Consider the following 12,579-nt stretch of genomic DNA (forward strand, 5'->3'; position numbering starts at 1 on the left):
CGCCAGTTCCTCACGCCTTCATCGCGCCTGATATCAGCGCATCGATCAGCGTCTCGACCTCGATGCGTGCCTTCAGCTTGCCGGCAAAATCGGCGCCGGCCGCCTTTGCAGGCGCGGGCAGCGTCTCATATTCTGTGAGCGCCTTGGCATAGTCGCCCTGATTGACCGCCACCTCCATGCGCGCAATGGTTTCCGGCGCGCCGGCGCCCTGGACAGCGCCGATCGGCCGGACCTTGACCAGCGATTCGGCGCTCGACAGAAGGTTCTGCAGCAGCCCGGCATTTTCGTCGACCGGCGTGGCCGCCGCGACCATGGCGTTGGCGGCGGCATCCATCTGCGATGCGATCTCGGTGCGGGTCTGGACGCCCTTTTGGGCGTAGGCGCGCAGAGCCGCAAGCTGCGGCGCGTCCGGCGCGATCGCGGCGAAGGTCTCGAGTTCGGCACCAAACGGCGCGCCACGGTCGAGCGCCGCCTTCAGTGCCGAAGCGGCGATGGCGAGCGCGACCTTCGGCTGTCCGGCCTGCGCCTCGACTTTCCCAGAAAGCTGCGACACCGACTGCTCCAGCGCGGTGAGCCGACCGTCCTGCTTCGCCGCCGCCTCGCCGGCCGATTTCACCAGCGCATCGAGGCCAGCCAGCCTTTCATTGAGCGGACCGAGATCGACTGGGGCCGAGTTGCCGGCCTTGCCGAGCGCCGCAACCGCCGTCTCGATCTGCCTGACCTTGTCGCCAAGCGCGGCCAGCCCGGCATTGTCGCCCGCTCCGCCTTGCTCGACCGCCGATTTGAGCGCTGCGACATCCGTCCTGACCTGATCCAACGCCGCGGACAACCCGTCGACCTTGGCCGACGCACCGCCGTCGCCGGCTTGCCTCAGATCCGCGATCTCGGCTCTGAGCGCGGCGATTTCGCCGTTGACGCCTTCGAGCGAGACGCTGGGAGCGGACCCCGGCGCGCCGAGCAGGCCGGCGAACTGCAATCCGCCGGCGCCGACCAGTGCGATGACACCGCCGATGATGCCGGCCGCGATGCCGTTGACCCGCTTCGGCGGTGGCGGTGCGGATGCGGTTTTCCCGTTCCCCGCCGAGGCGCCGGTTACTGGCCCGGCCGGTTCAGGTTCGGCGCGCTTCGCCGAAGCGTCCTCGAAACTGTAGTCGAAGGCGCCGGCCTTGCCAGCGGCGTCGTCCGGGGAACCGGGGTAGGCTGCCGCCGGTTCGTCCGCCTTGGCGGCGCTTTCCGCGGATCGTTCCGATCGGGGCGCTGTCGCCTCGGCGTGCTCCCAGGGTTCTAGATCGGTCTGGTCGGCGTGCACAGGCTCTTCGGGCGCCTCCGGCCGCGAGGCGTTCGCGGCTTCCTCCGCCTTGGCCTCGTCGGTTTGCGCCCCGGCCCTGGCGGCATTCTCGTCGGCGATGCGGGAAACGGCGCCGGGCTCAAGTTCGATGGTCACCGGCTCGCGGCGGCTTTTCGAATGTCGCATCTTCGGCGTCTTGACCATGCTTGGGCTCCGCAAATTCGCTTGGGGATGGTTCAAAGAGGGTCTAGCACATCACCAAGCGGTGAAAAGGGGCGGTGTGATGACGCGGCTCAGGACCCGGGCCGCAAAAGCGAAAGCAGCGCACCCTCGTCGGGCCGCGCGGCTATGTGGATGCGGTCGCCAGCGACGTCGCCAAGGACGGCGGCGATGCGATGCGACAGGGCAAAAACCCGCGTCTTGTCAAAGGCTTCATGCAGCGCAGGCCGCCTGACCAAGGCCTGCAGCGCAGCAGCCGCCCTGGCGGAATAGAGCAGCACCGCATCCGCGGTTTGCCCCGACAGACGGGCAAGCACGGCCTCGTCCGAATAGGTCACGGCGAGCGTGTCGTATGTCTCGACGGGGCGGACCCCGACATCGGCAGCTTGCAGCCGCTGCTCGAATGCCGGGAAGCGCACGCGTCCGCAGAGATAGACAATGGTCTTGCCCTGGAATTCGCCGGCAAGACTGCCAGCAAGACCTTCGGCATTGCCGGGACCTTCGCTGACGGACAAAAATCCTGCTTCACGCGCGGCTTGCGCGGTCCTCTTGCCGACGGCATGGCAAGGCAAGTCCGAAAGCCGGGCGACGACCTCCTTAGGCGCAAAGCGCACGCCATTGGCGCTGGTCACCGCAACGGCCACGGCATTGCCGATGACGAGGTCCGTATCGATCGGCAAGGCCACCGTCTCGGTCAGCGGCAAAAGCAGCGGTAGAAACCCCATGTCCTTGAGCATTCGCGCGGTGCGGGAGGCGCCCGGTTGAGGCCGCGTCACCAGAACGCGCTGCACCGTCAGGCCCAGCCGTCGAAGAATGTCTCGCCGGCCCTGGCCCGCACCGTCCTTGCCGCCTCTTCACCGATGCGGGCGGCATCCAGCGCCAGGCCTTTCATCTCGACCACGTGCCACTGCGTGCCATCAGGCGAGATGATCAATCCCGCGAAAGAAAGGTCCGCGCCGTCTATCACGGCATGACCGGCAATCGGCGTGCGGCAGGAGCCGTCGAGGGCCGCCAGGAAAGCGCGCTCGCAAGCCAGCGCCTGTCCGGTCGGCAGGTCGTGGATGGCCGCCAGCATCTGTTCGACGTCGCCATCGCCTATGCGGGTTTCGATGCCGATCGCGCCTTGGCCCGGCGCCGGCGGAAAGATGTCGAGCGGGATCAGATCGGTGACCACGTGGCCGAGCCCGAGCCGCTTCAGCCCGGCATGGGCGAGGATGGTGCCGGCGGCAACGCCTTCATCGAGCTTGCGCAGCCGCGTCTGCACATTGCCACGAAACATCACCACGTCGAGATCCGGCCGCATGCGGCGGATCAGCGCCTGCCGCCTGAGCGACGACGAGCCGACTTTGGCGCCACGCGGCAGGTCTGCAATCGTCTTAGCCGCCTTGCCGACGAAAGCATCGCGCGCGTCCTCGCGCGGCAGGAAAGCAGACAGCTCCAGCCCATCGGGCAACTGCGTCGGCATGTCCTTCGAGGAATGCACGGCAATGTCGATCGCGCGGGCGAGCAGCGCCTCCTCGATCTCCTTGGTGAAGAGGCCCTTGCCGCCAGCTTCCGACAGCGGCCGGTCCTGGATGCGGTCGCCGGTGGTCGAGATGACGACGATTTCGAACGCTTCTTGCGGCAAACCATGCGCCGCCATAAGCCGCGCCTGGGTTTCCTGCGCCTGCGCCAGCGCCAGCGGGCTGCCGCGTGTTCCGATCTTCAAGATTGTTTGCATGGCGCGCGGTCCGTGATAACCCCCCGGCAAGCGAAGTCGCCTTTTCCGGGCGTCTCCTACCGGGGAATGCCCCGATACACAATCCTTGGGGACAGCGACCAATTGATCCGCGTTCTGGGCATTGAAACGAGTTGTGACGAGACCGCCGCCAGCGTCGTGGCGTTGGAGGGCGATGCCGCGCCCAAAATCCTGTCCAATATCGTGCTGTCGCAGATCGAGGAGCATGCCGCCTTCGGCGGGGTTGTGCCGGAGATCGCCGCGCGCGCCCATGTCGAGGCCCTGGACGGCATTGTCGAGGCAGCCCTTGCCGATTCGGGCGTGGCGCTGGCCGACATCGACGCCATCGCCGCGACCGCAGGTCCGGGCCTCGTCGGGGGCCTCATCGTCGGGCTGATGACGGCCAAGGCGATCGCGGCCGCAACCGGCAAGCCGCTGATCGCCGTCAACCATCTCGAAGGCCATGCCTTGACGGCGCGGCTGACCGATGGGCTCGACTTTCCCTATCTCCTGCTGCTGGTCTCCGGCGGCCACACACAGATCCTGGCCGTGCGCGGCGTCGGCGACTACCAACGCTGGGCGACGACCATCGACGACGCGCTCGGCGAAGCATTCGACAAGACGGCCAAGATGCTTGGCCTACCCTATCCCGGCGGTCCCAATGTCGAGAAGGCGGCGGCATCGGGCGATGCGGGTCGTTTTGCCTTCCCGCGTCCGATGAAGGGATCGGCGCAGCCCGATTTTTCGTTCTCCGGCTTGAAGACCGCCGTGCGCCAGGCGGCGAGCGCGATCGAGCCCTTGAGCGACCGGGACGTCGCCGACATCTGCGCGTCCTTCCAGGCGGCGGTGGCCGACGCGCTGGGCGACCGTGTCTCGCGCGCGCTCGCCCGGTTCCGCCGGGAATTCCCCGACACGGCCGCGCCGGCGCTGGTCGTCGCCGGCGGCGTCGCCGCCAACCATACGATCAAGGCGACGCTGGAACGGCTGTGCGCCGAGGCGCGCTTCGCCTTCGTCGCGCCACCGCTGAAACTTTGCACAGACAATGCGGCAATGATCGCCTGGGCCGGCATCGAGCGGATGCGCGAAGGCCTGGCGCAAGAAAACGGCTTCGATTTCGTGCCGCGCTCGCGCTGGCCGCTGGACGGCATCTCCGCGCCGATGATCGGTTCGGGCCGGCGCGGGGCCAAAGCATGAGCAAGGAGGGCATGAGCGAAGAAGGCATGAGCGGCATCGAGATCGCGCCAACCGGCTGGCGCGTTGCCGTGCTCGGTGGCGGGGCCTGGGGTACCGCTTTGGCGCTGGCCATGCTGCGCGCCGGCCATTTCGTCCGCCTTTATGCGCGCGACCCGGAGACCGTCGCCGCAATCGACCACGGCGAAAATCGACGCTATCTGCCTGGCATCGCGCTCCAGGCCGGCATCGTGGCGACGAGCAACATCCAAGCCGCGCTCGACGGTGCCGATTGCGTGCTGGCGGTGACGCCGGCGCAATCGTTGCGGGCCATGCTTGCTCACGCCAACGGCCATATGCCGGCCGGCGTCCCACTGGTGCTATGCGCCAAGGGCATCGAGCGCGACACCGGCGCTTTGCTGTCGGCGATCGTCGGGGAAATCCTGCCTGTGAATCCGGTCGCCGCTCTGTCCGGTCCGAGCTTCGCCACGGACGTTGCCCGGGGCTTGCCCACGGCGGTAGTGGTTGCCGCCCGGGACGAGGCGCTGGCGGCCAAGCTTGCCGCGCGCTTCTCGGCGGAAAATCTGCGCTGCTATTCGAATGATGATTTGATCGGCGTCGAGATCGGCGGCGCCTTGAAGAACGTCTTCGCCATCGCCGCGGGTGCCGTCACCGGCGCCGGGCTCGGCGCCAGTGCCCAGGCCGCCATGGTGACGCGCGGCTTCGTCGAACTGCGCCGCATCGGTGCCGCCTTCGGCGCCAGGCCCGAGACGTTGATGGGGCTTTCCGGCCTTGGCGACCTGCTGCTCACCTGCTCGTCCACGCAATCGCGCAACTTTGCCTACGGACTGGCGCTCGGCCAGGGCAAGCCGCTTGGCGGGCTGCCGCTGGCGGAAGGCGTGCCGACGGCGGCGATCGCCGCCCGCATCGCCACCGAGCGCGGCATCGACGCGCCTATCATCGCCGCAGTCGCCGCCATACTGGACGGCACCATCACCATCCGGCAGGCTGTGGCGGCCTTGATGACCCGGCCGCTGAAGACCGAAACCGACGATTGATTCCAGCATCAGGAGACAGAGACATGTTGTTCGCGTTGATTTGCAAGGACAAGCCCGGAAGCATGCAAGTGCGCATCGATACGCGGCCGGAGCACCTCGCTTTTCTCGAAGGGCTGAACAGCGACAAGAAGCTGGCCTTCGCCGGTCCGTTCCTCGACGCCGACGGCAAGTCCAACGGCAGCCTCGTCGTCGTCGAAGCGCCTGACATGGCAGGCGCGCAGGCGCTGTCGGCAGCCGATCCCTATGCCAAGGCGGGACTGTTCGAAAGCGTCGAGATCCGCCAGTGGAACTGGACCTTCAACAAGCCGGCGGCTAATTAATCGGCACAAGGCTGGAGGAGCAATACGAATGAACTACTGGCTGTTCAAATCCGAACCCTCGGTCTTCTCGTTCGAGGCGTTGAAGGCCAAGGGCAAGGCAGGCACGCAATGGGACGGCGTGCGCAACTATGCGGCGCGCAACAACATGAAGGCCATGCAGATCGGTGATCTCGGCTTCTTCTACCACTCCAACGAGGGGCTGAACGTGGTCGGCATCGCCGAAGTGTGCGCACTGGCTCATCCCGACACCACATCGGACGATCCGCGCTGGGAATGCGTCGACATCCGCGCCTTCAAGGATGTGCCGAACCCGCCGACGCTGGAGCAGGTCAAGGCCAATCCCAAGCTCGCCGACATGGCGCTGGTGCGGCTCGGACGGCTTTCCGTGCAGCCGGTGACGCCGGCCGAATGGAAGGAAGTCTGCCGCATGGGTGGCCTGACGCCGGCTCCGTGACGGTTCTCACGAGCCATAGCGCCGAACGCTTCATCCTCGACAATACGGCGCTGATGGCGCCGCCGCATGTGCCCGAGATTGTGCTGTATCTTGCCGACGAGGCGCATGATCTGTGGCAGCGGACGGAGGACGAGCTGGTCGAGATCGGGCTGCCGCCGCCTTTCTGGGCCTTTGCCTGGGCCGGCGGCCAGGGGCTTGCCCGCCATATCATCGACAATCCGGCCATGGTGCGGGGCAAGCGCGTGCTCGACTTCGCCTCCGGCTCCGGTCTCGTCGCCATCGCCGCAGCCAAAGCCGGCGCGGCAGGGGTGACGGCCGCCGACATCGACCCGTTCTGCGCCACGGCGGTCCGCCTCAATGCGCAAGCCAATGGCGTCGCGGTCGAATTCGTCCAGAATGACTGCGTCGGAACGGATGCGGACTGGGACGTGGTTCTTGCCGGCGATGTCTTCTACGACAAGCCGTTCGCAGACCGGCTGACGCCCTGGTTCGCGGCTCTGAAGCGGCGCGGCGCCGATATCCTGATCGGCGATCCCGGCCGCTCCTATCTGCCGCGGTCGGGGTTGGAACCGCTTGGCGTCTACCAGGTGCCGGTGACGCGGGCGCTCGAGGATGCCGAGATCAAACGCACCACCGTCTGGCGGTGGAGCACCGCGCGCCCGGCTTGACGCCGCCACTGAACAGGCGTTTCCATGAGCTCCGTATCAGAGGGGAATATCATGGATTTTTCAGCGGTTAACTGGCTGGCGGTGATCGTCGCCGCAATCCTGGCGTGGCTGTTCGGCGCCGGCTGGTACACCGGTTTGAGTAAGCCATGGCTGAAGGCTGCAAAACTCGATCCGGCGACCATGAAGAAATCGTTGCTGCCGTTTCTCATCTCTTTCATCGCCGAGTTGGTCATGGCGCTTGTGATGGCCCTGGTCGTCGGCGCGGTGACTGGCGGCGAGCCGACATTGCTGGCGGGACTGGTCTTCGGTTTCGTGCTTTGGCTCGGCTTCGTCGCAACCACGCTGTCGGTCAATCATCGCTACGAGAATTTCGGCTGGGACCTGACCATCATCGACGGCGGCCACTGGCTTGGCGTGCTGTTGATCGTCGGCGCCGTGGTCGGCTGGTTCGGCGCCGCAGCGAGTTGAAGGCCTCCGCTACACCCGGTCCGCGGTTTGGGATTTTGCCATTTCCTCCAGAATCCACGTGCGAAAGGCAACGATGCGCGGATCGTTCACCAGTTCCTTGGGATAGACCAGGAAATAGGCGAATTCCGGCGCGACCTTGATGCCGAGTTCGAAAGGCCGCACCAACCTGCCTTCGGAAAGGTCGTTGGCCACCATGGCGAAATCGGCGAGCGCCACGGCGCTGCCCTCCATCGCCGCCTGGACCGCGTCGGCCGAGGTGCCGAAAACGATGGTGCGGCTGTCGTCGAAATCGTCGACGCCGGCTGCCGCCATCCACATGCGCCAGTTCGGCCAGGTCACGCCCTGACGCGCCCATTCGATATGGGCAAGCGTGTGATGGAAGAGATCGCGCGGTTCGCGCAGCGGCGGACCTGACGCCAGCAGGCTCGGGCTGCATACCGGGATGATGACGTTGTCGAACAGCCGATGCGCGCAAAGTCCCGGATATCTGCCGGCGCCGAAGCGGATGCCGACATCGACATCGTCGAGGTCGAAATCCCGCAATCCGTAGGCGATGTCGAACCTGAGTTCGATGCCTTCATGTTTTTTTCGAAAATCCTCGACCCGCCGCATCAGCCATTTCGTCGCGAATTGGGCGTCGAGCGTCACTTTCAGCAGCGTCGTGCCGCGCGTCATCTTCTGTGCCCGCGAGACGGCCTTGCCAAGCAGGTCGAGCGCATCGGCAGAGGCCTCGAACAGCACCGTTCCGGCCTCCGTCAGCCGGATGCTGCGGCTGGAGCGCGTGAACAGGACGATGCCGAGCTGGTCTTCGATCTCCTTGATCTGGTGGCTGACGGCGGCTGGTGTCAGGCCGAGTTCGTCGGCGGCCCGGGTGAAATTGAGATGCCGGGCCGCTGCCTCCAGCGTCCTCAGCGCCCGGGTTCCCGGCACCAGGCGGGCCATCAGCGCGGCCCCAGAACAGACGCGGTCATGGCGCCCTGATCCTCAAAGAAAACTTGATAATCCGGAAAGAACTACTCGTTTCTCTCCAATCTTTCAATCGGGCATGATGCAACCATCGAACCAATATCAAACCGGATTTTATGTCCGGATGGAAGGAACCGCATCATGTCTCACATAGCTTTGAGAGCTCCCGCGAGCCGGTTGAACTGGCTGACCGCCGCGTTCGACTGGCTCCGCCAGGCCAAGGTCGCGGCAAGCCTGCCGCAGGACGACATCGAGGACCTGTCGGATCGCCAGTTGCGCGATGTTGGCGCCACGCGCAAAGACGTCTCCCGCGCCATGGACCGCGAACTCGGCCGGCTGGGCCTGCTCGACATCGGCTGGCAGGTAAGGAAAGGGAATAGGAATTAGGAGTAGGCAATAGAAAGAGAACCCTACTGCCTACTGCCTATTCCCTACACCATTCCCTACCTTACCACCCTCACCACCGTCCGGTCCGACAGCAGCGGCAAAAGGCGCGCCATCGTGCGTGCGGTCACCGCGACGCAGCCTTGCGTGGGCGTAAAGCCCGGGCGCGCAAGGTGGAAGAAGATGGCGCTTCCGCGCCCGCGGCGGCGCGGCGTTATATTCCAGTCGAGCACAAGGCAGGCATCATAGAGCCTGTCGTCGCGCCGCATGCGTTCGTGGCTGGCGCCGTAGGGGATCTTGACTGGCCTGTTATAGTTTCGGTCGTCGGGCACTTCGCACCAGCCGAGATCAGGCCCGATCGGCGTCATCGCCAGCCGGGTGATGCGGCCGCTGGAGAAGTGGTCTCCCCGGAAATAACCCGACAGGATCCGCATTTGGCCAAGCGGCGTGGCGCCGTCGCCTTCGCGCTTGCCCGCCGAGATGCCGCCACGCCCCAGCGCGCAGGCAAACACCGTTCTGCCCGCCTGCAGCAGCCCCTGGCTGGGACGGCCGGGCCTTGCCCGCACGGTCAGCACCCGCAGTCCTTTTCGCAAAATTGCGCCGGCTGCATTGCGATCGTGTTTTTTCTTGTATGATCGTGCCACGGAACAAATCACTGTGATCGGCTGTTGTGCCGGTCAGCTTCCGCATAAACAGGCAGCGGTCAACTGAATTTTCTTTTCAAAACAACGGATTGATCCATGACTTCACGAACCATCCTGATCGTCGACGACGATGACGACCTGCGCGGCACGCTGGTCGAGCAATTGTCCCTCTACGAGGAGTTCGACGTGCTGCAGGAATCGACTGCGGCAAAAGGCGTCACCGCGGCGCGCGGTGGCCTCATCGACCTGCTCATCATGGATGTCGGCCTGCCCGACATGGACGGCCGCGAGGCGGTGAAGCTGCTGCGCAAGGGCGGCTACAAGGCGCCCATCATCATGCTGACCGGCCACGATACCGATTCGGACACGATTCTCGGTCTCGAGGCCGGCGCCAACGACTATGTGACGAAGCCGTTCCGCTTCGCCGTGCTTTTGGCGCGCATCCGCGCGCAGCTGCGTCAGCACGAGCAGAGCGAGGACGCCACCTTCTCGGTCGGTCCCTACACTTTCAAGCCCAGCCAGAAGCTGCTCATCGACCCACGCGGCGGCAAGGTGCGGCTGACGGAAAAGGAGGCCTCGATCATCAAGTATCTCTATCGCGCCGACCAGAAGGTGGTGACGCGCGACGTGCTGCTCGAGGAAGTCTGGGGCTATAATTCCGGCGTCACCACGCACACGTTGGAGACCCATGTCTATCGACTGCGCCAGAAGATCGAGCGCGATCCTTCCAATGCGGAAATTCTTGTGACAGAAAGCGGTGGCTACAAGCTGGTTCCTTAAACATTTTATTATCCAATAAGCGGTCTGGGCGGGGCTGCTTTTGGGTGCGATCCTGTTGGAGCGGGATTCTGGATCGCACCGCAGAGGAGGGATTGGACTGACCGTTCGGGGACACAGCTAGATGGCGCTGGATGACGACATCCGCATCCTGTCAGCCGTGAGGCTTTTCGAGGGCTTCACGCAGGAACAATTGCGCCTGCTCGCCTTCGGCGCCGAGACCATGCTGCTGCAGGCAGACCACAAGCTCTATCGCGAGGACGATATGGCTGATTCGGCCTATATCGTGGTCAGCGGAGAGATCGTGCTCTACCGCGAGCAGACAGGCGAACGCATCCCTATCGGCACGGCCGGCCCCGGCACCATGCTGAGCGAACTGGCGCTGATCGCCGACACCAACCGGCTGACCAGTGCATCGGCCGCGGTCGATTCGGAGGTGATCCGGCTCAGCCGAAAGATGTTCCGCCGCATCCTGGAGGAATATCCGGATTTGGCGGCACAGCTCCACCAGCGCATCCTGGAAGACTTTCAGGCAATGATCCACCGCATCGAGAAGCTGGCGCCGCGCTTTTCCGAGTGAACGGGAGAGACAGGTGGAGTTCCGGCTGGTTCGCGCCACCGAAAATGACCTGCCCTTCATCATGGCGACCGAGCGGCTTGACGCAATTGTCGCCGGAGTGGGAAAAGCGCCGGCCCGGCTGATCAGTCCAGGTTGAACCGCGCGATGACCGGAACATGGTCCGAGGGACGTTCCCAGCCACGCGCCGCCCGCAGGATTTCGTAGCCGGTGAAATCAGGCACCAGGTTCGGTGACGACCAGACATGGTCAAGCCGCCGGCCGCGGTTGGATGCCTCCCAGTCCTGCGCGCGGTAGCTCCACCAGGTGTAGAGCTTCTGTTCTGATGGCACGTTGAGCCGCATCAGGTCGACCCAGTCGCCGGCCAGCCGCATGGCCTCGAAACTCTCCGTCTCGACCGGCGTATGGCTGACCACGTTGAGCAGTTGCTTATGCGACCAGACATCGTGTTCGAGCGGCGCGATGTTGAGGTCGCCGACCAGGACCGAGGCGGACACTTCGCTGTGTTCGGCGCGGATTGCGTTCATCTCGGCGACGAAATCGAGCTTGTGCCTGAATTTGCGGTTGACTTCCGGGTCCGGTTCGTCACCGCCCGCCGGAACGTAGAAATTGTGCAGCAGGATCGTCTTGCCGCCGGCCCGCACGGTCACCGACAAATGCCGGCTGTCGTCGATGTCGCAGAAGCGGCGCTTCTCGACCACCGCGATCGGCCGGCGCGCGACCGTCGCCACGCCGTGATAGCCCTTCTGACCGTGAAAGGCGATGTGCCCGTAGCCGAGCCTGCGGAAGGCCTTTTCGGGGAACAGCTCGTCGGGAACTTTTGTTTCCTGCAGGCAAAGCACATCGGGTGCGTATTCATCGAGCAGGCGCTCGATGATCGGCATGCGCAGGCGAACGGAATTTATGTTCCAGGTGGCGATGGAAAAGGGCATTTGGCGGGTCCGGCGAAAGATCGCCGAACTACTGCCAGCCCCGCGCCATAAAGACAAGCATTGCAGCAGTTGCGGAGGTCGGCGCCGCGCCGCCGAAACTGCACGAAAGGCTTCGCCAGCGCGAGGAAAGCTATCTGGTTTTCGTATTCAGCTCGCGATTGGCCGTATAGTCGATGGCAAACGTGTCGGGAGCGAAGCTGACGCCTTCCTTGGTGTTGAAGATCATCACCGTGGTGTCCTTGCCCTGCGCATCGGTGATCGTCCACTGGCGCAGATCATAGGTCTTCGGATCGAACATCATGGTGATCCGCGCATTGCCGAACACCGACTTGTCCGAGAGCTGGATGGTGGTGAGATCGTCCTCTTCCTTGACGCTCTTGACGCGGTTTCCGGAGAGATCGATCCGGTCGTCGAGCAGCAGTTTCAGCGGCGTCTTCGACAAGGGATAGAGATCGGACGTGTTCAGTTTCTTGTTGAGGATGACCACCGACTTGCCGTCCGAAATCACCCGGAAATTCGAGGATCCGTCATAGTTGAAGCGGATCTTGCCCGGTCTTTCCAGGAAGAACTTGCCGCCGGTCTGTTCGCCCTTGGGGCCGAACTGCACGAATTCGCCGCTCATCGACTTAACCGAGGAAAAATGATCGGCGATCTTCTGCGCGGCCGCCGGCACGGCCGCCTGCGCGGATGCCAGCAGCTCGAATCCGGGCACCACGTTGAGGGCGGCAGCGCCCGCGAGCACCAGGCCGAGGCCAAGCAGCTGACGGCGCGTCGGGGCAAGATCGCCGAGCGCGGAAAGATCGTTTTTCATGTCGGTCACTCTCATCTTGAGTCCTGATTTGTTGTTGTCCTGAACCCCCAGTTGGGCTGAAGTTTGACGGCGCGAACGCTGCTTACCGCTTGAACGCGCCAGAAGGTTCAAAGTTGCCGCCGGTAT

16 protein-coding genes are annotated in these 12,579 nt (G+C 64.6%); 9 read left to right on the plus strand and 7 right to left on the minus strand.

Going from position 1 to position 12,579, the window contains the following annotated elements; genetic code table 11:
* Nucleotides 1-10: 10 nt before the first annotated feature.
* From FJ426_RS22555 to hemC, 3 genes are all read right to left on the minus strand, one after another.
* Nucleotides 11-1,492, minus strand: coding sequence for a mitofilin family membrane protein (locus tag FJ426_RS22555; protein WP_140559255.1), 1,482 nt, complete (start codon nt 1,490-1,492; stop codon nt 11-13).
* Between the two features lie 89 nt (nt 1,493-1,581).
* Nucleotides 1,582-2,298 (minus strand): uroporphyrinogen-III synthase, encoded by a 717-nt coding sequence (locus FJ426_RS22560; RefSeq protein ID WP_140513959.1) that lies wholly within the window; start codon nt 2,296-2,298, stop codon nt 1,582-1,584.
* A gap of 2 nt (nt 2,299-2,300) precedes the next feature.
* On the minus strand, nt 2,301-3,227 hold the full coding sequence (gene hemC / locus FJ426_RS22565; RefSeq protein WP_140559256.1) for a hydroxymethylbilane synthase: 927 nt from the start codon (nt 3,225-3,227) through the stop codon (nt 2,301-2,303).
* Nucleotides 3,228-3,332: 105 nt separating this feature from the next.
* Between hemC and tsaD the strand changes: the two genes are divergently transcribed.
* Genes tsaD through FJ426_RS22595 form a run of 6 tightly spaced genes read left to right on the plus strand, consistent with a single transcriptional unit; the run spans nt 3,333 to nt 7,362 of the window.
* Entirely contained in the window at nt 3,333-4,418 is a 1,086-nt protein-coding gene (gene tsaD, locus FJ426_RS22570; RefSeq protein WP_181172715.1) for a tRNA (adenosine(37)-N6)-threonylcarbamoyltransferase complex transferase subunit TsaD, read from the plus strand.
* The gene (locus tag FJ426_RS22575) at nt 4,415-5,452 is read left to right on the plus strand and encodes an NAD(P)H-dependent glycerol-3-phosphate dehydrogenase (RefSeq protein ID WP_246671685.1); all 1,038 of its coding nucleotides are present in this window, start codon (nt 4,415-4,417) and stop codon (nt 5,450-5,452) included. Before tsaD ends, FJ426_RS22575 begins: the two co-directional genes overlap by 4 nt.
* 23 nt (nt 5,453-5,475) lie before the next feature.
* Complete coding sequence (locus tag FJ426_RS22580; RefSeq protein ID WP_140513955.1) at nt 5,476-5,772, plus strand: YciI-like protein; 297 nt, start codon at nt 5,476-5,478, stop codon at nt 5,770-5,772.
* A 28-nt stretch (nt 5,773-5,800) separates the two neighbouring features.
* Complete coding sequence (locus FJ426_RS22585) at nt 5,801-6,226, plus strand: EVE domain-containing protein (RefSeq protein ID WP_140492656.1); 426 nt, start codon at nt 5,801-5,803, stop codon at nt 6,224-6,226.
* On the plus strand, nt 6,223-6,894 hold the full coding sequence (locus tag FJ426_RS22590; RefSeq protein WP_140559258.1) for a methyltransferase: 672 nt from the start codon (nt 6,223-6,225) through the stop codon (nt 6,892-6,894). Before FJ426_RS22585 ends, FJ426_RS22590 begins: the two co-directional genes overlap by 4 nt.
* A 51-nt stretch (nt 6,895-6,945) precedes the next feature.
* Entirely contained in the window at nt 6,946-7,362 is a 417-nt protein-coding gene (locus FJ426_RS22595) for a DUF1761 domain-containing protein (RefSeq protein ID WP_140513953.1), read from the plus strand.
* Between the two features lie 9 nt (nt 7,363-7,371).
* Here the strand turns inward: FJ426_RS22595 and gcvA are convergent, their stop codons facing one another.
* Nucleotides 7,372-8,304 carry a transcriptional regulator GcvA gene (gene gcvA / locus FJ426_RS22600; RefSeq protein ID WP_140492662.1) on the minus strand — a complete coding sequence of 311 codons (933 nt, stop codon included), beginning with the start codon at nt 8,302-8,304 and terminating at the stop codon, nt 7,372-7,374.
* Between the two features lie 165 nt (nt 8,305-8,469).
* Between gcvA and FJ426_RS22605 the strand changes: the two genes are divergently transcribed.
* Nucleotides 8,470-8,715, plus strand: a complete 246-nt coding sequence (locus FJ426_RS22605) for a hypothetical protein (RefSeq protein ID WP_140554835.1) — start codon at nt 8,470-8,472, stop codon at nt 8,713-8,715.
* A 56-nt stretch (nt 8,716-8,771) separates the two neighbouring features.
* Here the strand turns inward: FJ426_RS22605 and FJ426_RS22610 are convergent, their stop codons facing one another.
* The gene (locus FJ426_RS22610; protein WP_181165209.1) at nt 8,772-9,308 is read right to left on the minus strand and encodes a L,D-transpeptidase; all 537 of its coding nucleotides are present in this window, start codon (nt 9,306-9,308) and stop codon (nt 8,772-8,774) included.
* A gap of 144 nt (nt 9,309-9,452) precedes the next feature.
* Here FJ426_RS22610 and FJ426_RS22615 point away from each other — a divergent pair, with 144 nt between their 5' ends.
* Together FJ426_RS22615 and FJ426_RS22620 are read left to right on the plus strand one after the other, a co-directional pair.
* The gene (locus tag FJ426_RS22615; RefSeq protein WP_140559259.1) at nt 9,453-10,136 is read left to right on the plus strand and encodes a response regulator transcription factor; all 684 of its coding nucleotides are present in this window, start codon (nt 9,453-9,455) and stop codon (nt 10,134-10,136) included.
* A gap of 121 nt (nt 10,137-10,257) precedes the next feature.
* On the plus strand, nt 10,258-10,713 hold the full coding sequence (locus tag FJ426_RS22620; protein WP_140492671.1) for a cyclic nucleotide-binding domain-containing protein: 456 nt from the start codon (nt 10,258-10,260) through the stop codon (nt 10,711-10,713).
* 122 nt (nt 10,714-10,835) lie between these two features.
* Here FJ426_RS22620 and FJ426_RS22630 read toward each other — a convergent pair whose 3' ends face one another.
* Entirely contained in the window at nt 10,836-11,642 is an 807-nt protein-coding gene (locus FJ426_RS22630) for an exodeoxyribonuclease III (protein WP_140492674.1), read from the minus strand.
* 130 nt (nt 11,643-11,772) lie between these two features.
* Nucleotides 11,773-12,453, minus strand: coding sequence for an outer membrane lipoprotein carrier protein LolA (locus tag FJ426_RS22635; RefSeq protein ID WP_140513951.1), 681 nt, complete (start codon nt 12,451-12,453; stop codon nt 11,773-11,775).
* Nucleotides 12,454-12,579: the final 126 nt, after the last annotated feature.

The organism is Mesorhizobium sp. B2-6-4 (assembly GCF_006441495.1).
Classification (GTDB): domain Bacteria; phylum Pseudomonadota; class Alphaproteobacteria; order Rhizobiales; family Rhizobiaceae; genus Mesorhizobium.

Coding starts and splice junctions, on each gene's coding strand:
- FJ426_RS22555 (WP_140559255.1), bottom strand. CDS start 1,492: ATGGTCAAGACGCCGAAGATGCGACATTCGAAAAGCCGCCGCGAGCCG.
- hemC (WP_140559256.1), bottom strand. CDS start 3,227: ATGCAAACAATCTTGAAGATCGGAACACGCGGCAGCCCGCTGGCGCTG.
- FJ426_RS22575 (WP_246671685.1), top strand. CDS start 4,415: ATGAGCAAGGAGGGCATGAGCGAAGAAGGCATGAGCGGCATCGAGATC.
- FJ426_RS22580 (WP_140513955.1), top strand. CDS start 5,476: ATGTTGTTCGCGTTGATTTGCAAGGACAAGCCCGGAAGCATGCAAGTG.
- FJ426_RS22585 (WP_140492656.1), top strand. CDS start 5,801: ATGAACTACTGGCTGTTCAAATCCGAACCCTCGGTCTTCTCGTTCGAG.
- FJ426_RS22595 (WP_140513953.1), top strand. CDS start 6,946: ATGGATTTTTCAGCGGTTAACTGGCTGGCGGTGATCGTCGCCGCAATC.
- gcvA (WP_140492662.1), bottom strand. CDS start 8,304: ATGGCCCGCCTGGTGCCGGGAACCCGGGCGCTGAGGACGCTGGAGGCA.
- FJ426_RS22605 (WP_140554835.1), top strand. CDS start 8,470: ATGTCTCACATAGCTTTGAGAGCTCCCGCGAGCCGGTTGAACTGGCTG.
- FJ426_RS22615 (WP_140559259.1), top strand. CDS start 9,453: ATGACTTCACGAACCATCCTGATCGTCGACGACGATGACGACCTGCGC.
- FJ426_RS22620 (WP_140492671.1), top strand. CDS start 10,258: ATGGCGCTGGATGACGACATCCGCATCCTGTCAGCCGTGAGGCTTTTC.
- FJ426_RS22630 (WP_140492674.1), bottom strand. CDS start 11,642: ATGCCCTTTTCCATCGCCACCTGGAACATAAATTCCGTTCGCCTGCGC.
- FJ426_RS22635 (WP_140513951.1), bottom strand. CDS start 12,453: ATGAAAAACGATCTTTCCGCGCTCGGCGATCTTGCCCCGACGCGCCGT.